This is a genomic window from Paenibacillus luteus (assembly GCF_006542765.1).
GTDB classification, from domain to species: Bacteria; Bacillota; Bacilli; order Paenibacillales; family Paenibacillaceae; genus Pristimantibacillus; species Pristimantibacillus luteus.
The window spans coordinates 105,428-131,227 of the sequence record NZ_SKCD01000066.1 but is presented as its reverse complement, the minus strand read 5'-3'; the positions used below and the strand labels follow the sequence as shown (position 1 = coordinate 131,227).

Sequence of the window (25,800 nt, the reverse complement as noted above, 5' to 3'; positions counted from 1 at the left end):
CCTAACGTAAAGGCGCTTACTTTATCTCTATGCCCTTGGTAGAGTTCATAGAATCTATTGGATACTAATTTGTATAACCAAATTTTCGCTTGCTCATACATGTTAACCGTTATATTTGAGCAAACTATATTCAAGCACAGTGTGCATTGTCGGTCTTTAAACAAAAAAATTATGATTTCGTCAAGGTTTTTAGTTTACACTTATTTCACCAAACGTTATAATGATCATTAGAAAATCGGGTCGCAGCGAAAGGGGGATGTTATCATGGCACGCATGTATCGGGTACTTGGCTTTTGGACCCTGGTAATCGGACTAATGGCTTTTGCAGGCCATATGACGGAATTTGCGCTTTTGTTTTTCGCGCAAGCCGTAGCTTTCGTATTTCTAGGCTACTTGAATTTCTCCGAAAGAACTTACATTGTAATGTTCTGGGGATATATGATCATTTCATTCGTGGGTTTCACGTACTGGTCGGTCTTCAAGATGGGCTTGCCTTTCTAACCAAGGCAACAAAGAAATACGCCATGGCAAGCAAAATACAAAGCGAAACGTGATCAGCGCTTGCTTCTAATCAGGACAAGCAGCCTGCTCACCGATTGCCTTAAAATGTATACGTCACACGCATACATAAGCAAGGTTTAAACAACCAAGGTGAAACGGCTGCGCCATCCTTTGGCGGCGCAGCGCGTTTCATTCCGAGAAATGTAGAGAAGGGATAGCGCAATGATATACTTTCCTATATTTCAAAAACGGTACCGCCCTTAACTAGGACGGTACCGTTTTTGGTTCCAGCTACTTTTTATCCAGCACCATTACTTTAAACGATTCGCTCATTTGATCACTAAGCAATAGCTGCCTGATAGCACGATTAGACCGCGCTGCCTCACTAAAAGGATCGGCGCTGCTATGATTCTGCAGAAGTTCCAGCACGCCGTGCTCCATTAAAAATTGTTTTTGGGTAGCATAGCTGCTTACCTGCCAGCCGCTTTTCTCCGCTTCATGCCTGATAAATGTAAAAGGAACATGCGAAGTAATATCCTGCTCCCCGATCTGTTTATACGGAGATCCACCTGCTTGGTGCCGCCAATAACACATAAGCGTTCCCATCATCCGGTGCTCTGCTGCATATTCGACGGATTCATGTCCATAATCAATAAGAACCAGCCTTCCCTTTTTCACAACTGTCCCCAGCTGTCTTAAGAACGATGAAGCATCGGCATGAATCTCCGTTTGCTGTCCGTCATTCATCTCAATACCATCACGAATTAGCCATTCATAAATCCGATCATCGGTTAGAGGCAAGTTTACTTCATAAAAACCCAACTCTTTACTATGTGCTACCCCGATCTCCATTAATTGATCATTTACCTTTTGAATGCGGTGTACGGGAAAAGCATCTATAAGCTCATTGGCAAGAATTAACGATGGTTTTTGCAGCCACTCAGACTTCCAGGCTTCCTCTGAAGACATGATTTGCACATGAAGTTCACACAGATTTCCGGACTCCGAAAACTTTTTCTTTGCTTCTTGCTGATGTGCCGGGTGATCCTCAATCAGAATACTGCGAAATTTACGGCCCCAATCTATACTTTGCCTGCAGCCAGCTTCAGCAATTTGCGCTGAGAGTCTTCCCGTTCCCGCTCCCCATTCAATGAAGCCCTGCGGTTCTCCTATTTCCTGCGCATAGTCCAGTGCGAACTTTGCAAGAACTTGCGCAAGCACATCTCCAATGGCAGAACTCGTGTAGAAGTCACCTGCCTTGCCTACACGAACAGGACCTGAACGATAATAGCCGAATTTCACGTCGTACAAACAGGCGTCCATGAAGTCACGAAAGGTGATACATGGCACCGTTCTATGTCTTCCAGCCCTATCCTCATACCAGCCATATAAAGAGGAAGCGGATATCTTTATTGCTAATGCCGCTGTAAGTGCATTTTCCTTCGTCATAAGGTTCATCCTTTTCCAAATGTAAGATATAATAGAATGGATTGCCGCATAAAATGAATGCTGAGGAGGACGATGCCGTTGACATGGACAGCCAAGCGCAATCGTATATCCGCAGCAGCCACAGCTATGCTTCTGATCGCGTTACTGCTGATTCGGCTTCCCGTATGGGCAGAGCCCTTGCCAACCGATGAAGAGGAAATGCATTCACTGCTTGAAAAAAGCCTATCCGTTGTGGAAATTGATAAGGAAATTAGCCGAATTTCTGCGCAAAAGCAGGAACTTATGCTTACCATGACAGATACAGAGAAGCAGCTGCTGCTGCAGGAACAGCAAATATCGGACAAGCAGGAAGAAGCGGGAAATGTTCTTCGCGCCTATTATATGGGAGACAGAGATTTTTTACTTCAAGCGCTATTGTCCTTTAATTCCTTATCCGAGCTGTTTCAAATGCTGGATTACGCCGAAATTATTCTTACTCATGACAAAGATACCTTGAATACATACGTTGGGCAATATCGAAAGGTCAAGCAAGGTTATGAACAGCTGCAGACCCGCCAAGCGGAGCTTAACGCCATTGAGGAGCAGCTTCAAACGCAAAAAAAACGGGTACTGGCGCTCGAACAACAGCTTGATGCACAGCTCTCTGGACGATCAGATGCTGACCGAATCCGTATATTGATGAACGAGCTTACCTCTTATTGGGAAACCGCAGGCATTAACGAAGTCAAACAATATTTTCGCGCCTTATCGAAGGCTATGAAGAACTTACCATCCTGGGTACAGGATAACAAACAGCTGCTCGAAATTAAAGGGTTTAATTACACCATTCGGGTGCCTGAAGATGATTTGAATTCGTTTTTGCGCGAGCAAAACGATATTTTCAACAACTTCGCATTTACTTTCAAGGACGATAAAATCATTGCCCAAGGTAAAAGCGACAATATGGAAATTAAGATTACTGGACATTATACGATTGAAAATGACCCCAAAAACGCGATTCTCTTCCATGTCGATGAACTTATATTCAATGGATTCTCGCTTCCAGACACGACTAGCCGAGCGCTGGAAGAAGAATTTGATTTAGGCTTTTATCCCGATCTGATCGTTTCATTCCTGAAAGCAAATGCAGTCGAGATCAAGGACGGTGAGCTTACGATTAAACTCCAGCTCAAGCTATAACTTTCTCTTCTCACAAGAAGAAACAATTAAAGTCCTATATTTTGAAAGAAGAGCCTATTCCACTCGGGGTGGTTAGGCTCTTCTTTATTCTCCGTTTAAGGCAAGCGATTCCAGGTAATCAGTCAATCGGAATGCAGGGCCTTCCGAATACTGCTTCCACATTTGCTCTCGGAAATGCCATTTCTTGATCCATCTTGGATCGGCTGGTAGAAATTCAGATTCGGATGGTTTTGTATTGAGTACATTTTTCCACCAAGCAGGCGGCAAGAGTACCTGATCAACTTGAATGGAGCTATTCAAAGAATATAAGGATGCTCTGGTTGGCAGCTCCCCTGCATCGTTATACTGGAGTTGTTGATTGTTCGCATCCGTCATCTCCTGAATCCATAAGATGGCTTCTTCTTCAGAATCGCTATTCGATGAAATCGCATAACTCCGGCTGTTTAACCAAGGAAATGAAATATGGTCCTGGTCAACCGTCAGCTTGCTGCGTATGCTTTCGCTCAGAAGCTCATAATTTGTCCAAGGCATGACTGCAGCTAATAAACGCATATCCTGAAAAGCTGCGTTCAACGGATGAATTACCCCTAAAGCTAAACTGCTAATATGCGACTCCATCGTTTGCAGCCAAGCAAGCTGCGTGATTTGAAATTCATCCAAAGGCATAATGCTCAGCAGGCGTGAAGAACCTTGCTGAAATGCTTTTAACCAAATCAGCTGCTGCTGCAAATCCCCTGTACTCCAATTGAGAATACTCGCTTCCGGATGAATCGCAACCACTTTCGCTGCAACTTCCTGATAAGCCTTCCAATCCGCTGGAGGCTCAGTTAATCCCGCTTCCTCCAACAGCAGCTTGTTCCAGACAATGACATAGGGATTGACATCCCTGGGTACCCCCCACAAATAACCGTTCCATTTGAGCGGCTCCAGCAGACCGGCTAATTGATCGGATAAAATATCGCCTGTCATCATACTGTCCACCGGTTTAAGGTATCCTCGTACAGCAAACGTCTTAATCCAGCTGCTGTCCAGCAGCAAAATATCGGCGCCTTCCCCTTGCTGGCTCTGCAGCTCCCATGATTCATATGCCGCGCTCTTGACTGGCTCATTGGCAAGCTCCACTTGGATATGGGGATATTTCATTATAAAATTCCGGTTCAATTCCTTGAGCTGCTCAAACTGCGCTTCCGGTAAGGAAACGTTTACATGAATAGGAGCGGACTGATCAACGATGAGCTTGCCAGGCGCGGGCTGAACGCTGGTCTTCCCGTCCGGCTTGCCGATACTGACCTGATTCGTATTTCTGGAAAAGGGGATCAGCAACAACGCTGCCAACAGCAACATGCCAACAAAAAAAGGCACATATTTTCTGGGAGTCACAGCTTTCTTCCTTTCATCCTTAAATCTACTAAAAATAGGATAACAATAAATTCCCGCTTTGTCCAAATGAACCTTTTGATCTTGAGCTTAAATGCGAAAAAAAAGCCCCTCATCTCTGGAGGCCACTGAAAAACATGTGTATTTGGCGACTATAAAATGAACTTAAATAGATAAAAGCTATTACTCAGCTAACTGTACTTGCTGTTTATAAAAGGCAAGCATCGGCATATAAGTGCCCGTATCTAACGGCAAATGACTGGAAGGATTCATTTCATAAGCACCATGAATGAAAGTATCACCTTCAGGAGACCTAGATAAGCGCAGTGTGATCTCATTGCGTGCCGTTATTTCCCACTGAATCAACTCAATTTCTCCGTTTGCATCTTCAACAGAGAACACTTTATCCGTCGGGCAAATGGCAATAAGATAACCAGACACATTGTCAAACTTCAAGCAAATACTTGGAATCTTTCCTTCATGCAGCCAAACAACGGAGGATAGATTTGGGGCGGCTGCAGATTCAAGCGCATTTGAATAGAGATGAGCTAATGCAACCTTAGCCAATCTCTCACCAATGATTACATTTCCAGCAGGACTGTTATGTATGGTGTCTGACAAGGGACAATCCAAGGCAGGAACCGTGTACACTTCCGGAATGGTAAGTGCGGCTTGCCGCTGGGCTTCCCTCACTCTTCCCCATGATTGATTACCCTCTATGGTAGCAACATCCGTGCATCGATTAAGCTGAACCGTTAATATAGGCAAATCCGTTGCGTTCAGATCTCGATGAATATGCTTAACCATCTTCTCGAAACGTACCGAGTAGCTGGAGGATTCCTCAGGATTGCAATCCGAACAGCCCTGATACCATAAAATACCGCGAACTTTGCCCCCTGCGGATGCAATGATTTTCATCATATGGCGATATAAGAAACCATCCTCATCTGGATTCCAAGCCTTTAAAGGTGATCCACCAAATGCGGTTTGCAAAAATCCAATTGGGCGACTCGTTTTTTCCTGTATCATTTTACCAAAAGCTAGAAACGGGGAATGGCCTGGATTAGCAAATTCTCTATTCTCATAGTGGATAGAAGCTGTAGATTCGTTAAACGGATGGGATGCCAAATCCCATATCCCGTTATGTCGTTGCAAATGAATTCCCAACTGTGGCGCATCTTGAATAGGACCTTTGCCATATCCAGCAGCATTACTTTGCCCAGCTATAACCCAGATATCTCCCACTCCGATATGGTGGATCATATCCCCTCGAGCAGCCCATTCCAAAGCCGGATGGTTATCAATTTGCAGACAGGTTTCAAGTCGATATAATCCTCCTGCTGGAATCTCATCCAAGGCTATCTCCCAAGCCTGCCCCTCTTGCATCCTACAAGGCCGCCAAGGGACGACTATTCTACCATCCGCTTCATTAACGATTCGAGCTAAAACCTGAGCGTGGTTGATTACCCGATCGATCATACCCGCCCAAACGCCTGATAAAGCTATGCTTCCAAAACCTTTTTCCTGCTGAATAATCGCCCAATGCTGAGGGCCTTGTTTAATGATTACACCTATTTGCGCCATTTAAATACTCAGCTCCTTTTAATAAAGCCCTCGATCATACAATAAGTTACTCGAGCAGCCTAGCTTCAAGCTGAGCAGACAACTGGTGATGAAAGGCAATATCCGGATGATTGATTCCATTCGACAAGCGGGTATGAATATCAACGCCTTCTTGATCCATCTGCTCCCAGATCGCATATACATCAAGCAAAGGTATAGCATGATCAGCAGCATAGCTGCGAAGCGCATGGTTATATTTTAATAAGGTCCCCTCTTCATATAGGTGGATAAAATCAGGAACCATAGCTTGATAAAGGTCTGGGACGTTTGGATTATCTTTTTTGAGCATCATAATCGTAGATAAGATAAGTATTTCTGCTTCTGTCTCCATCCGTATTCGATTAATGAGGTCACCAATAGCTGTAATATATGTTTCTATTCCTGCTTCGCCCCTATGACAATCGTTGAGACCAAAGCAGATCGTTACTAAATCTGGCTTGTATAAGAGGACATCACGCTCCCAACGTGTTCTGGATTGCTCCGCTGTATCCCCGCCGACACCTGAATTAATGACATTAAAATTAGCTTCAGGGTAATGTTTTTCTACTCGACGACGCAAAAGCTCATGATAGACTTGTTCATGCTCAATTTCATTCGGGCCTAGGCATCCTTGGGTGACACTGTCCCCTATGGCAACATATATCACCGTTCTTGCTCCTGGATTCTCGGACTTATCCTTCAACCGTTGATGAAGCCGTGGGAATTCATGTTTACTCATAAATGGCATACTCCCTTAGTTATCTAATCTTAAATCAGGATCAGTCTACCTCAATGGAGTAGGGAAGTATTTACATAATATTATCTATTCCTATGATGGTTTCTGCTTTCGTCAGTTCGTTGGACTTAGGCCTGTTTTTCGTTTGAATTCTCCGCTATTACCCGTTAATTCGATATACCAAAAAACAGTTTTTTTGGAGTGGATGATTAAATCATGAGAGGTATCGGGCTTCAAAATAAATAAAGAAGAAGATGAGACTTCGTATTGTTCACCTAGCCAATGCAGTTGGAAAGAACCAGAAGCAAGATAAAGCAATTCTTGGGTAGGATGTATGCCACTCGTTTTGTAATCAGGTGTAATTGTAAAATCATGATAGACCTTACCATAATTTTATAACCTCATTTCATCCCACCTCCCTGTTCCATATACTTCTTTACGCCTAACATTAGTTAAAACCGAATTGCTTGTATACCTTTTTCAAGTGAATATTCTGAAACAGTGAAATATTATATAAATAAAAAGTCTATATAGATATTGAATAAGTAGAATTTAACAGCTGTTTACGTCAATTCAAGTAAGATTTAATAAATACTTCAAAGGCTATATTACTTACAATGAAGTTGGAAATTGGAAGTGGGATCCGTAAATTTAAAGTGGGTGATCGTGTTGCGGCGCTAGAACATATTGGGGATGCTCCAGGTGCTTATGCGCAATATGTTTGCTTAAAAGAAGAGGATTTACTGAAGCCAAGCTAGTTAGCGATTTGACCGTTGAAAAGTTCGACCTTGGCTACGACTGTGTAGGAGCAGCACCTTCCGTGCAAAATCTATTCAACTTCGTAGAGGAGCATATCGTTATTTTTGGCGTATTACGAGGGAATTGAAATACGCCGACCATTTATGGTTTAAAGGCTTTAAGCTGGAGTCTTACAAATATCGAGGACTTGTTCAAAGAGATCATGATTTGTTGATCGATCTGGTCGTGGATAAAGACTTAAACATGGAGTGCCTCCAAACCCATCATGGTTCCTTTACTAAATATGACGGAGCCGTGCAGCTGCTAAGAGAGCAAAAAGCGATTAAGGTTTATTTCCACCCTCAAGAAGACTTCAACGAAGCTTCCGTTAAAGGTAAATCCCTATGATAGGGAAAGGGGTCGTTTTTACCGAAATACTGAAGGTAGCCTATCAAGATGTCAGCATTCCCGATCTACAGGATGATGAGGTTATGATAGACATCGAGCATTCTTGGATTAGCAATGGAACGGAGTCCTCTTTTCTCCGAGGCGAGAGAATAGATGGGGAAACACCGTTCAGGGATGGTGATCCGCTTCCTTTTCCACAAGTAGCAGGGTATCAGAAGGTTGGCATAATCACTTCACTGGGAAAAGATGTGCAAGGCTTTGCAGTTGACGATCAAGTCTTTGCTACAATCAGTAAGGTTAATGGAATGTTTTATTCTACTGGAGGACATGTCAGTCCTGCTGTCACCCATGAAAGCCAAGTATGGAAGCTACCGGCTGAAGCTGATCCTATTGCTTATTCAGGGCTCGTATTAACTCAGGTTGGTTACAACTGTGGCATGTGTCCACCCGTTAAAAAAGGCGATTATGCAGTCGTCATTGGAGATGGAATGATTGGGCAATGGGCTGCCCAAACGCTAATGCATCGCGGGGCTCATGTCATTGTACTTGGTAGACATCATGACCGCTTGGATCTGCTTCCAAAAGGTATTCATAAAGTAAATACGAAAGTATCTTCGATTAAAGAAGCCCTTCAGGATGTCAGGGATACAATCTCGATCATTGTGGATACGGTGGGATCATTAGCAACGGTAACCGAATTAATTTCATTCGCGCAGTACGGCTGTCACTTAGTTTCGGCTGGGTTTCTCGGTGAGGATGGCCGGATTGATATCCAAATGCTGCGTACCAAACAGGTCACCTTGCATTGTCCATCCGGCTGGAGCCAAGAAGCTATGGATGAGACTTTGCGAGGAATCGCAGAAGGTTGGCTTCAAACCACATCGCTTGTTACTCATCGCTTTCCTGTCGAACAGGCTAAGGAAGCATGGGATTTACTATTGGATTCGAAACAGGCGAAGCTTGGCGTTATTTTAGATTGGATATAATAGGTAGCAGCCAATGCAATGGCCATGCTGATCGATCTGGCTGATTCCATAAGCAATTGTATTTATAGCTACACAAACAACAAACCCGCCATGTTGCATTGGCGGGTTTGTTGTTTACAATATCACTTGCCGAACACTTCCACGTTCAATAATCTGAGTAGGAAGCTTAACGCTTTCAATTCTGCTACCCTCTGAGGCCATCTTCTGAAGGAGTAAACCGAAAGCTTTTTTGCCTAATTGTTCTGGAGATTTCATTACGGTCGTTAGCGAAACTCTACCCACTCTGGAAATCATCAGGTCTGTAAACCCGACTACGGATAAGTCTTCCGGAATTTTACGGCCTAATGCTTCGGATATATTCATCACTTGTATCGCGACTAAATCATTCGAACAGAATAGAGCCGTCATGTTTGGGTTCTGCTCAAAAAAACGAGCCAATCTGCTAGAATCCTTTTGTTCGTTATCCCAATCCGAGATGATGGCATTGATCATAAAGGGGATCTCGGCATCAAGCTGAGCTTGAATATATCCATAATAGCGGTCTTCCCTACTCATAATGCCCGTAATAGGCTCAGAAATAAAACCCACATTACGGTGACCTTTGTCGATTAAATAATTGGTCATCTCGTACGCTCCCAAGAAATGATCATGGTAGATCGCCGTAATGTCCACTTCACGAAACACCCGGTCGATAATAACGACCGGAAAATCGTTCAGGTGCAGCCGTAACACCTCTTGCCCGCACATCCTCCGCTCGCCCGGAAATAGCACAATACCGCGTACTCTTCCCCCGCTGCTAATCTCCCGTAGAATTGCGTCCTCTTGCTCAAGATCGTTACCCGTCACTCGGATGAGTACTTCCCAACCATGGAAAGCCCCCTCCTGCAGGAACGCAGTAACGGCCAAACCAATAAACTCATCCAGCATAGGAACAACAATGACGACCGCTTGCTGGGGCACCAGCGACATTCCTGACAGAGCGGCAGCTTTAAGCATCGTCTCCGAATTCTCGGAGAGGAAAGTCCCTCTCCGAGGCAAGCGATAGAGAATACCTTCCTTGGCGAGAAGCTCGAGCGCCTGCTTGCTTGTTCTTCGGCTTACGCCAAACAGATCGGCAAGCTCTCCCTCTGACGGAACCGGGTCATGGGGCTTCAGTTGTCTCTCCACAATTAAAGCCATTACCTTCTGCCGCATTTGCTCATATAACGCGATTGGTCCTTTAGTCAGCTGTTCCTTTATGTTTTTGTTCATATCCGCTCATCCTTCATCAGCAATGTATCACTGATACTAACATAATGCATCTGGATCGACTAATCAACGCCATTACAGTAATTTGTCCGCGTATCCGCTTTTCAAATACGCATTTCACCTCACGCAATATACTCGCGGAACTTCTCCGTCAATTCGTATAAATCCTGATCCTTCTTAAAAATACTCGAGGTGCCTGCCACGAATATATCCGCACCCGCCAAGCGCATCTTTTGCGCATTTTCACAGCTAACGTTGCCATCTACTTCAATCTCGATATGCGAATGGCCGGATTGTTGAAGATATTGCTTCAATTTATGGATCTTTCCTAGAGTGGCAGGGACAAGCTTCTGGCCAGCGAATCCCGGATTAACCGTCATAATCAATACGATATCGATATCGTCGAGAATATCGTCTAGCGTATAAATTGGCGTGGAAGGATTTAGTGCGACCGAAACTTTCGCCCCCTTGTCCTTAATTTGCTGAAGCGTTCGTTGCAGATGAATAGTGGCTTCCTGATGGACCGATACGATATCACCGGGACGAATCGCGAAGATCGGAAGAAAATCCTCTGGCCGGTTGATCATCAGGTGAATATCGAGCGGAATGTCCGTCATCTCTCTGACACTGTTCATAAAGTCTGGGCCGAGCGTAAAATTAGGCACGAAGCTGCCATCCATGATGTCCACGTGCAAATAATCAACACGGGCTCGCTCTAAGGCTCTTATCGTTGTCTCCAAATTTCTGAAATCTGCGCACATGATCGACGGCGATATTCTGCCTCCCATACCTGCACCTCCTTAGTTATTAAAGCTTACGGTTGCACAATAACCCGCATCCCGACATGATCTTCTGCCGCGCTTATCGCTTGGTTGATCTCATCAAGGGGATAACGATGAGAGATATAACGCTTCATATCGATGACGCCGGAGCCTATTAAATCAATGGCTTTCTGATGATGTGCAGGCAAGGAACCATGCGCCCCATGAACGAACAACTCTTTGTAATGAATAATATTGGTATCTAGCGTAACCATCGATTTCCCCTTAGGCAGACCGCCGAAGAAGTTCACCCTTGCGCGATTTTTCGCCATATAGATCGCATCTACCTGTGCTTCCGGCGACGGGTTTGAAGTAATGACCACATCTGCTCCGAGTCCGCCCGTTTCCTCCAATACCCGTTCAATGGCGTTCTCCTCGGACGAACAGATATAAGCATGAGCACCAAACTGCTTAGCCATCTCCAATCGGGGTCTGGAACGTTGCACGAGGATCACCTTCGTGGCACCCATCAGCTTCGCAATCTCTATAATCATGCAGCCGATAGGACCTGCACCGATGACAACGACAGAATCCCCCAGCTTAATATTCGATAGCTCCAAGGCATTTAGAACGCAAGCAAGCGGTTCGGCCAGAGCGGCCTCCTCATAGGAGATATGATCCGGGATCTTGTGGATCGGACCGTAATTCACCATCGTCTTGTTCAGAAGCACATATTCTGCGAAGCTGCCCGCGAATTGGTAGCCCATAGCGTAGTTGATCTGGCAATTGTTGCCGATTCCAGCCTCGCAGAAGATACATTCCCCGCAGGGTACGTCCGCACCTAGAGAAATTCGATCTCCAATTTTGAATTTGTTTACATTTGAGCCTAGTTCAACGATTCGCCCTGCAGCTTCATGCCCCAGCACTTGCGGAAGCGTCACCCTGTTGTTCCCATGGCGGAATATCCGAATATCCGAACCGCAAATGCCTACAGCCTCGACCTTCATTAGAATACTATCACCATCTATGGATGGTCTCTCCACTTCCTTTACGACCATTTGCTCTAATTGCTCTAAAACAGCTGCTTTCATCATTTATCCTTCTCCACCTTTATTAATTCGTTAGCATTCACATACATGACTTTGTTAAAGAAGCCTTTACGGTCACGCATCATAACCATTCCCTCATAGATCCCCTCAAGCGCAACCTTATGGCTAATGAGGGGCTTCACATCCAGCTTGCCCGCTGCCATATAATCGACGGCTAGCTTCCACTCGTTCCTTGGAATATCCGAATAGGAGGAATTCCAAGTACCGCTTATTGTCAGCTGCTTGCGGAGAATCTCCCAATAGCCATCTTGCGTCAGGCTCATCCCCCCGGCTGGATTGCCCATCAGCACCACCTTACCAAAGTTCCGGGTTGACTTTAGACAATTCTCCCATGAAACCGGGCTTCCGGCTCCTTCTACCGATATATCTACGCCTCGTCCCGTCAGCCCGTATACCCACTTCTTAATGTCGCCTTGCAAGGGATTGTATACATCCGGGAACCCTTGACCTACGGCGAAATCAAGCTTAGCCGGATCAATATCCGCGAGCAATACACGGGATGCCCCCCAGGCTCTGGCCCACAAGGCCAGCATCATGCCGATCGGACCAGCTCCGCTGATCAGAACCTGATCGCCAATGCCAATTCCAGCTTGCCGCAAAGCATGAACGGCTACTGCCGCCGGCTCAACCATAGCCAATTCCTCATAAGACAACGTATCGGGCGCAGCGACCAAATTCCATATCGGGATGCAGATGAATTCCGCAAAAGCACCATCTCGCCGCGAACCCATGTAATCGTAGTCCTCGCACTGGGCGAATTCGCCAATTTCGCAAGAAGCGCATTTGCGACAAGGCAGCAAAGGAAAGACTGCTGCTCTTCTTCCAATCCAGCTGGGATCAACGCCTTCTCCCGCTTGTACGACTAGACCTGAGAATTCATGCCCGGGTATGGTCGGGAAACGGTAGGTTCCCTTGGTGAATACCCGCGGAATGTCGGATCCGCAAACCCCGCATGCTTTGATCTGCAGAAGCACTTCACCCTCTTTAGGCGTGGGAGTATCGACTTCCTCCACGCGTAAATCCCCGAGTCCGTGCAGTACGCAGCCCTTCATCCTTTCTCCTCCAATCTGATATCCGTGCTGCTTAGTTCTTAATAAATTGGCGCCAGTAGTTTACCGACTCTATGTGATCCTGGATAATTCTGAATTCAGTTGACCACGCTTCCCGATGGGAAAGCTCGAAAATAATTTCCGCCTCGGTTGCACCCGATTGTTCAATGGCTTCAATTAATAGCTCACCATGGATAATGCCGAGCTTATTGTATTCTTCCGTGAATGGCCAATGCCGACTGTGGTCCTTCTCGGTTTGCTGGATATGGATGATTGGCGAAACGCTGCCAAGCTCCCTAACCCACCGGTATGGATCACGATCATTCGGATGGGGAGCGTGCCCCACGTCCAGACATACCTTGAACGGAATTCCGGCACCATCGTTTAATCGCGCTAGCAGTTCCTTTGTGTCCTCGACCGTATTCGCCATTTCACGCGGAATAGACATCGGCTCGAAATTCAAATATTCCATGCCGAGCTCCTTACAGTACCAGCTAAGCTCCTGCCAATTCTTGATCCCTTCTTCGATGATATATTCCCTGCGCCGAACATCGTCATAATCAGCAAAGGTTAGTATGCCGAAGTGGCTGCCTGTCGTTCTCGCTCCCATCTGAACAGAGATGTCTGCGAATCTCTTAAACCAATTCAGCCAAGCTTTGCGGGTATCTGCATCCGGATGCATGAAGTGATTAACACGCGTGAATGCACTTGTAAACGTACTCGTAATTGCAAGATCATGCTTTTGTGTACATGTATTAATCCTCTCCACCTGGCGGTCCACAATGTCGGGCGGTAGAAAGACGTTCAACAGATCGGCAACGAATTGAACGTATTTGATCCCTAAATCTTCAGCTACAATACGCGTCCACACTTCAGGCTCAATATACTTGTTGATTGCAAAACCAAGATTGATTCCCAGCTTTAAATTGGCCATTCCGACACTCCTCTGATCGATTGATTCTAATTAATATTTACTGATACATTTAATACTATTATGTGTCACTGATACATTCAAGGGGGTATTTCAAATAAAATAATGATTATTGGCTACGCCCGCTTCTCGGCAAGAAAATTCGCCAAGCGTTGGAATCTCGGAGAAGGCCAGCACAAGTATCAAAACGAAAAAAGAGACTCCAAGACAATTGCAGCCTTGGAGCCTCTCTTCATTTAAATCACAGCTAAGCTTATAAAATTTCCAGCTTCATTTCCGTGATTGAACCGGTATAGCCTTCCGGCAACCGTATACGCGCCATCATCCCTCCCGGATAGGACACGTGCAGTTGAATCGTCCGGCTACGCTCATCAGCGGTCCATGAAACATCAATCCGACCTCCTGCTGGGTGCGGAACACTGCCCTTCGCCCATGTTAGTCCGCATGGAACAGGTGCAATTTCAACTTCGGTCCAGCCCGTCGTCAAGCTCCTCACGCCAAGTAACTCACGACCCAAGAAATAGGCTGGGGCAGACGACCACGCATGACAGTGACTGCGCGTTAGCATATCCGGATTAGCCCGATTCTCGAGGAAATTCGGATATTGCTCCCAGCACGTAGTCGCGCCATGACGGATCATCATGCCATAGTGTTGGCGGATATCGTCCAAGATGAGACGAACCTCACCCAGCTTGGCCAACGCTTCATAATAGAAGAAGGACATAAACGGACTACCAATTTGCACAAAGTGTTCAGGAGGTTGAACGAGATAAGCATCGATAATCTGCTTGCGTTCTCCCTGAGCGACTCCCGTAAGTGAGGCTACAACCTGCGAATGTATGCTAAGGCTATCGGAGCGACGACCATCCGCATGGATGCAATCGATATACGCCTTCTTCTCTTCATCCCACAGTTGCTCATTAATTGCACTCGCAAGATCGTTAGCCGCTGCGTCGAATTTCGCAGCGCCCCCCTCATCCTTCGCAATCCTCCCCATCTGTGCAGCGACGCGTAACGTCTGAACCAAAAACATGTTCTGGTGCGTGACAATACCGTCGTTCGGCTGGTCAATTGGCGACCAATCAAGCATGTTCCAGCCCTCTACATTAAACAAGCCGCGTTCGTCAATCTTGAGCAAATAATGCTCCGCCGTGTACCGAATCGCGTCATACATCTCCACCGCGAACGCTTCATCCCCGGTTTGCTCGTAATATTCCGCACAAGCGATCGCCCAGAAGAACGTCCAATTCGGAATCACGCTGCTCCATCCGCTCGGCACTTGGTTCGCATAGAGCGGCGATTGGTGCTTGGAGCCTGGGACAAGTCGTAAGCAACGCTTCAGAATATCCTGCACCCCATACAAGTAATTGCTGACAAGCGCTTCGTTCCGACTGTCACCGACCCAGAACGTTTGCTCATACGCCGGGCAATCAACGAATGTGTCTTCCATGCACAGCTTTGTCGTATGCCGGCTAATTTCCCAGATATCGTTCAGAAGCACGTCGGAGCATTCAAACCGCCCAATCTCAGCCATCGGATAGTTGCTTTGAATGAAGGTCACGCCATAAATACTCACCGGTACCTTTGCCCCGCGCACCGTCAACGCCAAGTAACGGAAGCCACGGCGAATAGGCGTCTCATACACTTGCCTGCCTTCATGGCATACGTAACGAAGCGTATGATCTAGATCGAACGTATCCTGTCGATATTGTCCAGATAGGTATTCAAATCCGTACCAATCAAGTACCGTTCCCGCTTCCGCCTCGACTTCGAATGATAGATACCCCGAATACTCCTTGCCCAGATCGAACAGCACCTCGGTATCGCAGCCTTCAAATAAGGGCACGATACCTGCCTCAGTATTCGGAATGATAGCATTCTGAAGCTGTGCGGGGATTGCAAATTTCACGTTTTCTTTACGCCAAACACTTAGTGCGAACACATCGACCTCTGACACGTACTTCGGATCAATGGGGCTTATCCAATTTCCGTACCGCTCCAAGTCCTCCGGTCGTTTCAGCGCGCCGAGAAATTCAAGATAGGTCGGATGTGTCCAATCGAGCGCACGAACGGGCTGATGATCAATCGGAATGATAGCATCGAATGGACCGATTCGGAAGAAGGTGGAAACAGAATGATCAGCTTGCAGTTCTAAAGGGGCAACGAATGACAATTCCCCGCTTTCTTCTCCGTATATGCCGAGCTGCAGCTTGCCGGCGTGGAGGCTGCCAGATACATCGATGATGAGCAGGTTATCCCCTTCGTTCAGGTTAACATCCATATATCGTTCGGGAATGGTTCCATATATCCGGTCCTCGGTGACCAATTCACCATTAACGGACAGCTCGCGAAAGCATTCTCCCCCTTGCAGGAAACCAAGCGTTACTGCACCCGCACATTTTGCTCGAATTGCAGTCATCAGGAATCCCGTGAATTCCAACCTATTCGCATGGTCCTCACTGCCGTCGTTCAGCGCATTCCGAACATCAATCGCTGTTGTCGCATGGAACGATCTCACCTTCGCCAATGACTCCACCCGCACAGGGTATACTGTCTCGTCCGTCAGCATCGGGATATCCCTGGACTTAAGCGTCGTCCAAGGCGCCATACCGACCGAACCAAGGGCGATCGCATTCGTCCATCCCGTATTGTTATCTGCCAGCTCCATCCATGATGAATCCCATGCTGTGGCATCAACGTATTCGGAGAATGCTTGCTGAACCGACATTCGCGGTGCTCGTGGATGCTGTCCAAGATGACGCGAAGTCAGCCAAGTCGTATCGGTCGAGACGACGACTTCCCCATCCGCATCATTAAGCTCAACCAACAAACCTCCCCTTCCCCTTACATAGTAGAACGTCGACAACCCGAAGTGCATGACGAGCACAGCAATCGTATTTTCTTCGCCAGCCTTTAGAAGATGACTAACTTCGTACGTATCATAGGACTGCTCGTTCGGCCATGAGCGAACAGGTCCACGCCCAAGCCTCGTTCCATTTACGTATAGAACATATCGTGAATCAGCCGTAATTCTTAGTTTTGCGCCTGAGAGAGACTCTGTTACAGCCGATACGTCGAATGTTTTACGGAAGCATCTCCATTCATTGCGAGGACTTTCGTCCCCCTCTCCCCAAATCCACTTGGCTTGCCAATTCATCGTCATCATTGTTCTAGTCCCCATCCATTTCGTTAGATTGTCTTTTTATGCAAATAACAGAAAGCGCTGCTGCTTGAATCAACGAGTAAATGGCTGATGCAATTGAAACACTTGAATGTCGCCTGCTTTTAGGGATAGCCTTATAGAATCGGTAACATCGTTCTCTTCTAAGGTATTAGCTCCTTCTGGAAACCATGGCGTTACTCGCTCATAGGTGAATGGCAAACTCACAGTAAACTCCGTAGCCCTATTCGTCGTGTTATGAACAAATAGAAAGGCGCCCTCTTCGCCATCATGCTTCCATTCCAGAACATCTGCACGAGCCTGATCGCCATGAACCTTCACATAAGGCTCCAAACCAAGCTCTTCCTCAAGTATTTTCCGCATAAAATCAAGCGTATTCCTATCCTCTTCTTGCCAATAGGATGCGCCGAGTAAGGTGCCTACCCAGACCGCTTTCCCTTTCCCGTAATCTGCAACCGTTACGGCAGCCGAGTTATCTTCACTGAATGTAGCGGCAACTCTTACATCCCTTAGCAACTCAATTTCCGTTTTGTAGTAGGAACCTTGAGCAGGATCATTTCCAAGCGCACTGTTCAATGGAATTTTCTGCTTGGATTGAACCGTAACATGATGATAGCTATGATCTAAATTTTCTATAGAGTGAATCCACGTTTCACGTATTCCAAATACTTCATCAAACCCATAACCAGGCACTTGATAACTATGCGTGCCATCCTCCGCTTGCAAAGCTCCAAAGGAGCATTCGGACAGAAGAATTCCGCCTTCGCTTACCCACTCACGAATGACATCCGTCATTTGTTTGTTTAAATAGAGAGGGTAAGGCATCCACAGGCATTTATACTTGGCCAATTCCTCTTTTGAAATATCATGGTCATGAATAAATTCGACCTTGTAGTTCAAATCATGCAGAAGCTTGTGTGCTCCTTGTACGGAATCTGTATAGGTATCCAAATGCGCGTAAACGGAGAAATTAGCAATTTGGTTTTCCGAACTGAACAAAATGGCGACTCCATCCGACGGTCTGTACGAATTGAGCAATGAATTGCGATTCGCTTGAATCGTCTCGTTTAAGCTCGCCATTTCCCTTAGCCACGGTGTTTCGCTTCCATCCAAGTAAGTGCTTCCCCATGCTGGCGCCTCATGTCCTAGCACTTCTGGACGGTATTGCCAGAACAAAAAACCGCTTATGCCTCTAGCGAGCGGGATTAATATATGTTTTTTCAGCTCTAGCCATGGAAGCTTTTGCGGTTTGAGTGCCGTATTTCCAGGCAGCGCATGAATTTCCGAATTAATAATCGGCTTTCCCTTCGCCGCTGAGATCAAGAGATCCGCGGACCAGGCCGACGATCCCAAGCTATTGCCGAATAAGTCGCAAGGCTCCGCCAATTTGAAATCATCCGACCCTGCCGTAATGAGATTAAAAATCGGGGAGGGAACGGTATGCACCATGACAGGATGAATGGAATCGAATTGCTTGACTACCGCTACGCGGCTTTTCAAGTCATCCGTTAAAGCATCTGACATAAACAAGCGCCAATCGACCATATCGTTAAATACGGCTTGCCCGCGAGGGGGTTCAATTTCATCCCAATCTTGATAGGTACGCTGCCATTTGTAATTAAGTGCTTCCAGCGTGCCATATTTATGCTCCAGCCATCCTCCGAATGCTTGCAAAGAATGCCCGCAATAACAAACCTGATTATCAAAGGACAGCTCACGTTTAATTCCGGCTGTCAGCTCAGGTTCGTTCCATAAGTCCCATACCCACAAAGCAGGATGATCCCTAAACGCCTTTACCGCCTCCGCCAAAAACTTGTCTTTCTCCAGTTGTCCCGGCGCATGATGATAGCAAGGGCCTGGAGCTCCGCCTATTTGTCGGTAACTTAACGCTCTCGGTTCAATAACCGTTCCGTCTGATGTAATCATTTTGGAATCTGGATATTTCTTGTAAAACCACGCCGGAGCTACGTCAAATAGGGTGTTGAGCACAACCTTTAATCCATAACGGCCGGCTATATCCATTAGCTCCCGGATATCGTCAAATACAAAAGTGTTTTCGGCTGGATGGCTTGCCCGCCACTGCACCCAGAACTTTACGCAGTTAAATCCCATTTGGGATAGGTTGCGTAGATCCTCTTCCCATTGATCCCGATAGGGAGTTGGGGAACGGTAATACTGAAAACCAAAAGGAATGAAACCTGCTTTCGACATACTAACACCTCTTATTTATGATAATTACCCTGTTGACCAACTGCGCTACTTTAATTGAAGAGGGGTGGAGCGGCCTCACGAAAGGCTATGAGGCCGCTATCCTAACCGTCTTAGTTCTTATCCTTGATGATGGCAAAGATAAAGGTTGCTGCTTCCGCCCTCGTTGCCTTTTCCTGTGGCGCGAAACGATTGTTTGTTCTGCCTTGGACAAGGCCTGCAAGCTTAAGCTCCGTTACGTAAGACAATGCCCAGCGTGGTATTTCTTGCGTATCGGAGAACAAATCACCGCTAGCGGTATTCCCCGTTAGCTTAAGTGCTCTCCCCATCAGAGCCGCTATTTCCGCACGTGTGATCGGTTGATTCGGTCTGAAGCTGTCTTCGCTTATTCCTGTAACAATACCCGCCGCTACAGCAGCTTGAACGCTTTTCGCATACCACGAATCCGCTTTAACATCCTTAAATCCTGTAGCAATGTCCGTGAGCTCAAGATCTAATGCCCGAACCAGTAGAGCAGTGAATTCAGCTCGGGTCGTCAAGGCTGCAGGCTTGAATATGGATTCGGTCACGCCGGTTACAAGATGCTTCGCTGCCAGTACTTGAAGTGTGCTAGCGGCCCAATGAGCTGCTGGAACATCCTCGAAAGTCTTGTTATACTCCAGCACCGCGTATTTGCTAAGATGCTTAAGCTTGACCTTTATCGTATCCGTAACCCTATCTACCGTACCGCCTACATATTCCCATTGCTTTGTAGACTCGTTAAAGAAATAAATGCCTAGAAGATCCTGATCCAATCCCGTTGTAAAAGGCAATGTGATCTCCACGTCACCCGATACTTGTTCAGCTGTGTACACCGTTCCATCTGGCTTCGTTAACGTAATGCTAAGCTCATACACTTGGCCTGCGGCGACTACTCGCGCTTTCCCTCCCCGTACCGGAGAGTTCGAGATGTTCGAATCTTTTACAGGCAACATTTGAACCTCGAGAATAGCGCCCGATGTTACCCCCGCCTGCTCTGAAAGCCTGCTAAGTACGGCTGGATTAATCGTAAATACGGCCGCTCCCGATTTCACCTGCACAGGAAGGTTCCCCACTTTCTCTAGGGGTACTGAAAAGAGAGTTTCATTGCTGCCAAGCTCTACAATCACCTTGCCCTCATCGATCACAAAACGACTTGTTTTATTACTATTGTTGCTTGTCGGTGTCGCTGTTGGCGTTGGTGTCGCTGTTGCCGTTGGTGTTGGCGTTGGTGTTGCCGTTGGCGTTGCTATTGGTGATGGTGTCGGCGTAGTGCCATTTACAGCTGCAAAATCCAACTCATCAATGTACTTGGCCGTTCCTTTCGGCTCCTTGCCTTCAAAGCTTTGTATCCAGTTTGTATCCCCAATAATCCAAAGGTTTCCGTCCCTGAGTGCCCATACTTTGCCTTCGGCCGTCTGATATACAATCTCAGCGGTAGCACTTGCCTGTGGATTCAGAACCTGAACAACCGTCCCATTCTCTAACGTTGTAAATTCGTTCGTGAAATAGCTATCAATCTCCGGCAATGCGCCTAAATTTCGGCGATAACCCATATAGACGGTATCTCGCGTTCCATCCTTTAAGCTCCCTAACTCCAGCAATGCTTTTCCATAAACCGTAGTCGCTGGATCATCCTCGAGATTGACGAGCAGTACATCGGTTTTTACCTTAGGATCGAATGTAGGCAGCACCCATTTGTCATTCGCAGTCGTAAGCGTTGCTCCACCCTGATAGTCATTTCCAGGCAATACGACATTGCGTCTGTTAGGTCCCCACCACATTTCTCCTGCGGGGTAGGCATAATAAACCTCCGGACGATAAGCAACCAGCTCAGCTAACGAATCTGGATCTAATAGATTCGTCCGATATTCATCCAGCCATTCAAATTGAATAGGCTTGGCTGTGTAATAGGCATAAGCTTCGGTACAAGCTGTATGATAGCTGCAATTGAGCAAGAAATCATAAATGCCTTTCGAGCCGCTCTTGATCAAATTATCGAAATGATTGTACATCGTTTGCTGATCCGGATAGCCTTTCACACCCGAATTATACTTCTGCTCCATATTCTCATCTAACTGTGTTTCGGTTGTAATCAGCCACATCGTTTGCGCAGACTGTTCGGCTGCCGAGTAAGGATATCCGGCCCGCTCCCTTACCAAATACTCTGTATTTCCGTATACTTCTCCACCTATGCCTTGAAAACCGCCGGATTGCTTATGGTTGATAAAATACTTCCTTTGGCTTGAAACGTATTTATAAATAACAGGTATAGATACAATTTCATTAATAGCGTCGGCAACCTTCATTTGATAATCGTTAAAGGAATAGTCCCGGAAATCAGCATAATCATCCCACAGTCGACCCTGATAGGCATCCGCTTTGTACATGATATCAGGAGATGCTGAATCGACTAGCAAAAGCTGGTTTTTCCAAGCTTCTTCCCTCTCCCCCCTCACGATAGGCACGAGACGGGCTGCTGCTTCGTAAGAAGGAAGCGGTGTCAGCATTTTCCATGCCTCATTCAAATCCTCAATCGTCGAATAACGATTATTCAGCCACGTAATAAATTGAGCGCGATAGACAGGCGAATCAATCAACATGCTCTCGTTCTCGGCATATACGCCCGATTCGTTATTGACCGGGTCTACGAATAACCGGAAGTTAGGCCCGAGCCTTAACTTACTGACATGGCTCTTGATTTTATCAAGAAAGAGATCTCCCTTATCCCAAATATTGACCAGTACGTGACTCTTGTATTTCACCTGAGGAGTAAAGTAGACCGTATACGTGCCATCACTTAAAGTCGGTACCGTGACATCCGCCTTAAATTCAAGCATGCTGCCGCTCTGCTTCTCCACCGTCCCTTTGCCCGAAGCGACCACTTCCCCCGTCTTGGGGTTAATGACTGTAAACAAATTAGATATAGCCGTTATGCTAAAGCTTGAAGCTGGCGCTACTGCATTCTGAACGTTAGCGGATGGAACGGTGAGAGAGACTTCGCCACTTTGGGTAATGTCCTCCACTTTCAGCCAACCGGATAAATAGGCTCCTGTAACGTTCCCTGATTCCGCCTCAATCCAGGCGTAATCACTGATCGGATGATTCGGTTTAGCGATTCCATTCGGTGTCCATGCCCAAGCTTCAGGCACTACCGCGATCGCGTCGAGCCCTTGGGCGTATAAGCCGTCATTGACACTTTGTCTCGGCGAGTCGGTCAAGAAGCCAAGTGAATGCGTTCCGCTTGCTAATTGTACAGAATCCAGCTTATGCCATCCGATTTGCAAGGCCTCAATGGTACTATATACCGGTTCGCCAGATGCAGCTCCCGTTGATTGATAAGCCCCGTTGTCAAGCTTCCACTGGTAAGTGGAAACATAGGATTGATTATTCGGCGTGCCTAGCACCCAAATGTCATAGTTCCCCGCGGCTGGAAGATGAAATGAATAATCCGCTGTCCCTTTAGAGCCGGGAATTTTAGTGTACATTTTCAGGAATTGTCCGCCGCTGGCTGCCTTGAGTGACGTAGCCCCATCGCTCGCCCTAGGCATATACGCAGTCTGAACGACCTCTTCCTCATCTCCGTGGTTGATCGCATTAAATTGAATACCGTAAGTAAATCCTTCTTCATCCAAATAATCGAGTAACCACTGCCATGCCCATGCCGGTATTCCAGCTCCATGTACGACGGCATTAATATACAAATCCTTTAACCCTTGAGCCTTCATATACTGTAAAACCTGCTTATCGTCTTCCCAACGCGCTTTGTTGGCAGCCGCATCCGTTGTAGAGAAATAAATCAAATAATCAGAGGTAAACAACCCCCCTACGGGAACAAACGGTGCCCCATCCCAGATCATCGTATGGTTTTGGTCTGCATACCAAAAGTGGGTTTCACCTAGCTTCTTGTCAACGAAGCTGCCATTCGTGAGCGGCTTGTAGCCATCGCTCGATGCCGTAGTGGAAACAACCGTCGAGCTCGGTGTCGATGGTAACGCTTGCAGCTTATGAAGTCCAAATCGGACAACATAGCTCGCGGCTGGAATGTCCTTGGGCAGCTGGAAATCGAACGCGACTTCCTTATTTTCACCGACGGACAAGCTAGATGTACTCACCGATGCAAGCTCCGATACGCCCCACAATACATCATCTTTCCAGAAGCTTAGATAGGCTGTCGTATCGAAATCCACAGCTTGCAGCAATTCGAAGGAAGCCGTTCCCTGCAGGGTCGCCTCACGGTTCATTTGTTGCGGTATGATCAATTCCTGTATTTCCGTCTTAAGCTCCGGCGCATCCCCTTGAGCCGATCCCATTGCGAATGACTGCACGAGTACGGAGTCGCTACCATCCGGCGCATTCGTGTAAGGAATATCGACGATTCCCGTTCTCACCTCGTAAGAGCCATCAGGTGCATTAAATGGAATTTTCAGTTGCATCGTCTGAACATTTTCTTCCCCATTCGTCCAGCTCTTCTTAACGGAAGGAACAACCTCGCGTGATACGACTTCTTCGTTTAGCATCAGATCGGCAAAGAAGTACAGCTCGCCGTTAAAATCTGCTTCCACCTTATTCGTAGTGGTGACGGTCAATATGTCCTCTCTTTGCACAATGGTCTTATCTAGTTCGCCGCTAACAAAACTAAATTTCACTTCTTGCCCATTAAAAGGCTTATTGAGGCCTTTTGGAGACCATCCCCACGAATCCGGAACGATAACCCAAGCATCAATTGCTTGCGAATACAAGCCATCTAAAGAGGCCTGCCTTGGCGTATCAGTTAAGAAACCTAGCGAATGTTGGCCTTGGCTTAATTCAGATACACCTAGCTTTTGCCATGACATAGGCAATCCTTCCGGTGTGACATACACCGTATTAGCTGAAGGGGAATCGACGACTTTATAGCTGGCGGCATCCAGCTTCCACTTAAATGGGGATAGCCATGGGTTATCTCCGGGTGAAGCCAATACCCAGATGGAATAGCTTCCGGCTTCAGGAATATCAAACTCATAATCCGCTGTGCCCGTAGCCCCCGGTGCCATTGTATACATTTCAAGAATTTGTTTGTCGCTTGCCTTAGCATTATATTTCGAATGATACTCTCCGGTTATAGAAGCAGCTTCGCCTTCCATCCAGACATATTTAGGAGGAATAATGGGTTTGGGTGCAGGATGTTCCAACCCATTTGGTATCCATTCCCACACCTGCGGCACGACAGCCACAGCATCAATCCCTTGAGAATATAAACCGTCCAACGCGGCTTGTCTCGGGGTATCCGTTAGAAATCTCAAGTCGTGCTGACCCTGCTCCAAATCCATTGAGCTTAGTTTTACCCAATAGAACGGCATGCCTTCCGGCGTACCAAACACGCTTTCTCCGAAAGCTTCGCCAACAGCGCTATAAACACCTGTATCCAGCTTCCACTTGTAACCTGATAACCACTCGTTATCCCCAGGCGTACCCAGCACCCAAACATCATATTTAGCCGTTGCTGGAATATCCAATTGATAATCCGCCGTAGCGACCGTATTCGCATCGTAAGTATATAATTTCAAATAACTAGCTCCACTAGAGGCGCTTTCACCCGCGACTTGATATCCTCCATTGATGGCTTGCGCATCCTCTCCTTCTACCCACAGGGAATCCGCTTCAGGAAGAACCATATTTGTAGGCTGTTCCAATTCATTAGGCTTCCATTCCCATGCATGCGGCACAGCCACCACGGCATCAATTCCTTGCGAGTATAACCCGTCCGAATTTCCCTGTCTCGGGGTATTCGTTTGAAACCCCAAATCGTGCTGACCCTGCTCCAAATCAGTAGAGCTCAGCTTAATCCAATAGAATGGCATGCCATCCGGCGTAGTAAATACGCTTTCTCCGTAAAAGGAGCCAGCAGCGCTGTAAGCACCTGTATCCAGCTTCCAATTGTAACCCGACAGCCATATGTTATCTCCAGGCGTACCCAGCACCCAAATATCATATTTAGCCGTTGCTGGAATATCCAATTGATAATTCGCTGTAGCGACGGTATTCGCATCATGAGTATATAACTTCAAAAAACTGGCGCCGCTGGAAGCCCCTTCTCCGACAACTTGGTAGCCTCCGTCGTAGGATTGCGCATTCTCTCCTTCTAGCCATAAGTATTCAGTCGTTGATTGTAAAGCCGGCGTATCAACGCTACTATCATTTGCGGCGTTAATTACATAAGATGGCAAAGTAGCCACCAAAACAGCAATAACAAGTGTTACCTTTAGAAGTTTATTTTTCGCATTTTTCATAGCCTGCTTCATCTGAGAAAACGCCTCCCATTACTCTTATAATGAAT

18 protein-coding genes are annotated in these 25,800 nt (G+C 46.6%); 5 read left to right on the top strand and 13 right to left on the bottom strand.

Annotated elements, in window-relative coordinates; genetic code table 11:
- Positions 1 to 264: 264 nt before the first annotated feature.
- Positions 265 to 501, top strand: coding sequence for a DUF2626 domain-containing protein (locus tag E0496_RS30915; protein ID WP_139997901.1), 237 nt, complete (start codon positions 265 to 267; stop codon positions 499 to 501).
- Positions 502 to 792: 291 nt separating this feature from the next.
- Here E0496_RS30915 and E0496_RS30910 read toward each other — a convergent pair whose 3' ends face one another.
- A complete protein-coding gene (locus E0496_RS30910; protein WP_161601651.1) occupies positions 793 to 1,950 on the bottom strand; it encodes a class I SAM-dependent methyltransferase in 1,158 nt (385 codons plus the stop codon).
- A gap of 78 nt (positions 1,951 to 2,028) precedes the next feature.
- Here E0496_RS30910 and E0496_RS30905 point away from each other — a divergent pair, with 78 nt between their 5' ends.
- Entirely contained in the window at positions 2,029 to 3,129 is a 1,101-nt protein-coding gene (locus E0496_RS30905) for a coiled-coil domain-containing protein (protein ID WP_141505814.1), read from the top strand.
- Positions 3,130 to 3,213: 84 nt separating this feature from the next.
- Here the strand turns inward: E0496_RS30905 and E0496_RS30900 are convergent, their stop codons facing one another.
- The 4 genes from E0496_RS30900 to E0496_RS37310 form a co-directional block, all read right to left on the bottom strand.
- Positions 3,214 to 4,509, bottom strand: a complete 1,296-nt coding sequence (locus tag E0496_RS30900) for an ABC transporter substrate-binding protein (RefSeq protein WP_141505813.1) — start codon at positions 4,507 to 4,509, stop codon at positions 3,214 to 3,216.
- Positions 4,510 to 4,689: 180 nt separating this feature from the next.
- The gene (locus tag E0496_RS30895) at positions 4,690 to 6,090 is read right to left on the bottom strand and encodes a sialate O-acetylesterase (RefSeq protein WP_141505812.1); all 1,401 of its coding nucleotides are present in this window, start codon (positions 6,088 to 6,090) and stop codon (positions 4,690 to 4,692) included.
- Between the two features lie 46 nt (positions 6,091 to 6,136).
- On the bottom strand, positions 6,137 to 6,847 hold the full coding sequence (locus E0496_RS30890; protein ID WP_161601650.1) for an SGNH/GDSL hydrolase family protein: 711 nt from the start codon (positions 6,845 to 6,847) through the stop codon (positions 6,137 to 6,139).
- 111 nt (positions 6,848 to 6,958) lie between these two features.
- Positions 6,959 to 7,180 carry an AraC family ligand binding domain-containing protein gene (locus tag E0496_RS37310; protein WP_421924799.1) on the bottom strand — a complete coding sequence of 74 codons (222 nt, stop codon included), beginning with the start codon at positions 7,178 to 7,180 and terminating at the stop codon, positions 6,959 to 6,961.
- A gap of 385 nt (positions 7,181 to 7,565) precedes the next feature.
- On the opposite strand from E0496_RS37310, the gene E0496_RS35770 reads away from it, so the two are divergent.
- The 3 genes from E0496_RS35770 to E0496_RS30875 are packed head-to-tail and all read left to right on the top strand — an operon-like array spanning position 7,566 to position 8,976.
- Complete coding sequence (locus E0496_RS35770) at positions 7,566 to 7,730, top strand: hypothetical protein (protein ID WP_161601648.1); 165 nt, start codon at positions 7,566 to 7,568, stop codon at positions 7,728 to 7,730.
- Positions 7,727 to 7,990, top strand: a complete 264-nt coding sequence (locus E0496_RS30880) for a hypothetical protein (RefSeq protein WP_141505810.1) — start codon at positions 7,727 to 7,729, stop codon at positions 7,988 to 7,990. The genes E0496_RS35770 and E0496_RS30880 overlap by 4 nt, the downstream gene beginning before the upstream one ends.
- The gene (locus E0496_RS30875) at positions 7,987 to 8,976 is read left to right on the top strand and encodes a zinc-binding dehydrogenase (RefSeq protein ID WP_141505809.1); all 990 of its coding nucleotides are present in this window, start codon (positions 7,987 to 7,989) and stop codon (positions 8,974 to 8,976) included. The genes E0496_RS30880 and E0496_RS30875 overlap by 4 nt, the downstream gene beginning before the upstream one ends.
- 114 nt (positions 8,977 to 9,090) lie before the next feature.
- Here E0496_RS30875 and E0496_RS30870 read toward each other — a convergent pair whose 3' ends face one another.
- From E0496_RS30870 to E0496_RS30835, 8 genes are all read right to left on the bottom strand, one after another.
- Positions 9,091 to 10,227, bottom strand: coding sequence for a GntR family transcriptional regulator (locus E0496_RS30870; protein WP_141505808.1), 1,137 nt, complete (start codon positions 10,225 to 10,227; stop codon positions 9,091 to 9,093).
- Positions 10,228 to 10,346: 119 nt separating this feature from the next.
- A complete protein-coding gene (gene rpe, locus E0496_RS30865) occupies positions 10,347 to 11,012 on the bottom strand; it encodes a ribulose-phosphate 3-epimerase (RefSeq protein WP_141505807.1) in 666 nt (221 codons plus the stop codon).
- A 26-nt stretch (positions 11,013 to 11,038) separates the two neighbouring features.
- On the bottom strand, positions 11,039 to 12,076 hold the full coding sequence (locus E0496_RS30860; RefSeq protein ID WP_141505968.1) for a zinc-dependent dehydrogenase: 1,038 nt from the start codon (positions 12,074 to 12,076) through the stop codon (positions 11,039 to 11,041).
- Positions 12,076 to 13,146: a galactitol-1-phosphate 5-dehydrogenase gene (locus tag E0496_RS30855; protein ID WP_141505806.1), complete on the bottom strand. Its 1,071-nt coding sequence runs from the start codon at positions 13,144 to 13,146 to the stop codon at positions 12,076 to 12,078. The genes E0496_RS30860 and E0496_RS30855 overlap by 1 nt, the downstream gene beginning before the upstream one ends.
- A gap of 31 nt (positions 13,147 to 13,177) precedes the next feature.
- Positions 13,178 to 14,077 carry a sugar phosphate isomerase/epimerase family protein gene (locus E0496_RS30850; RefSeq protein ID WP_141505805.1) on the bottom strand — a complete coding sequence of 300 codons (900 nt, stop codon included), beginning with the start codon at positions 14,075 to 14,077 and terminating at the stop codon, positions 13,178 to 13,180.
- A gap of 250 nt (positions 14,078 to 14,327) precedes the next feature.
- Positions 14,328 to 17,255, bottom strand: coding sequence for a family 78 glycoside hydrolase catalytic domain (locus E0496_RS30845; protein ID WP_241675047.1), 2,928 nt, complete (start codon positions 17,253 to 17,255; stop codon positions 14,328 to 14,330).
- Between the two features lie 54 nt (positions 17,256 to 17,309).
- Complete coding sequence (locus E0496_RS30840) at positions 17,310 to 19,466, bottom strand: beta-galactosidase (protein ID WP_141505804.1); 2,157 nt, start codon at positions 19,464 to 19,466, stop codon at positions 17,310 to 17,312.
- 110 nt (positions 19,467 to 19,576) lie between these two features.
- The gene (locus tag E0496_RS30835) at positions 19,577 to 25,765 is read right to left on the bottom strand and encodes an S-layer homology domain-containing protein (RefSeq protein ID WP_141505803.1); all 6,189 of its coding nucleotides are present in this window, start codon (positions 25,763 to 25,765) and stop codon (positions 19,577 to 19,579) included.
- Between the last annotated feature and the right edge of the window lie 35 nt (positions 25,766 to 25,800).

Excerpts from the sequence above, each read along its gene's own strand:
- E0496_RS30915 (WP_139997901.1), top strand. The coding sequence starts at position 265 with ATGGCACGCATGTATCGGGTACTTGGCTTTTGGACCCTGGTAATCGGA.
- E0496_RS30910 (WP_161601651.1), bottom strand. The coding sequence starts at position 1,950 with ATGACGAAGGAAAATGCACTTACAGCGGCATTAGCAATAAAGATATCC.
- E0496_RS30895 (WP_141505812.1), bottom strand. The coding sequence starts at position 6,090 with ATGGCGCAAATAGGTGTAATCATTAAACAAGGCCCTCAGCATTGGGCG.
- E0496_RS30890 (WP_161601650.1), bottom strand. The coding sequence starts at position 6,847 with ATGAGTAAACATGAATTCCCACGGCTTCATCAACGGTTGAAGGATAAG.
- E0496_RS30875 (WP_141505809.1), top strand. The coding sequence starts at position 7,987 with ATGATAGGGAAAGGGGTCGTTTTTACCGAAATACTGAAGGTAGCCTAT.
- E0496_RS30870 (WP_141505808.1), bottom strand. The coding sequence starts at position 10,227 with ATGAACAAAAACATAAAGGAACAGCTGACTAAAGGACCAATCGCGTTA.
- rpe (WP_141505807.1), bottom strand. The coding sequence starts at position 11,012 with ATGGGAGGCAGAATATCGCCGTCGATCATGTGCGCAGATTTCAGAAAT.
- E0496_RS30860 (WP_141505968.1), bottom strand. The coding sequence starts at position 12,076 with ATGAAAGCAGCTGTTTTAGAGCAATTAGAGCAAATGGTCGTAAAGGAA.
- E0496_RS30855 (WP_141505806.1), bottom strand. The coding sequence starts at position 13,146 with ATGAAGGGCTGCGTACTGCACGGACTCGGGGATTTACGCGTGGAGGAA.
- E0496_RS30850 (WP_141505805.1), bottom strand. The coding sequence starts at position 14,077 with ATGGCCAATTTAAAGCTGGGAATCAATCTTGGTTTTGCAATCAACAAG.
- E0496_RS30845 (WP_241675047.1), bottom strand. The coding sequence starts at position 17,255 with ATGGGGACTAGAACAATGATGACGATGAATTGGCAAGCCAAGTGGATT.
- E0496_RS30840 (WP_141505804.1), bottom strand. The coding sequence starts at position 19,466 with ATGTCGAAAGCAGGTTTCATTCCTTTTGGTTTTCAGTATTACCGTTCC.
- E0496_RS30835 (WP_141505803.1), bottom strand. The coding sequence starts at position 25,765 with ATGAAGCAGGCTATGAAAAATGCGAAAAATAAACTTCTAAAGGTAACA.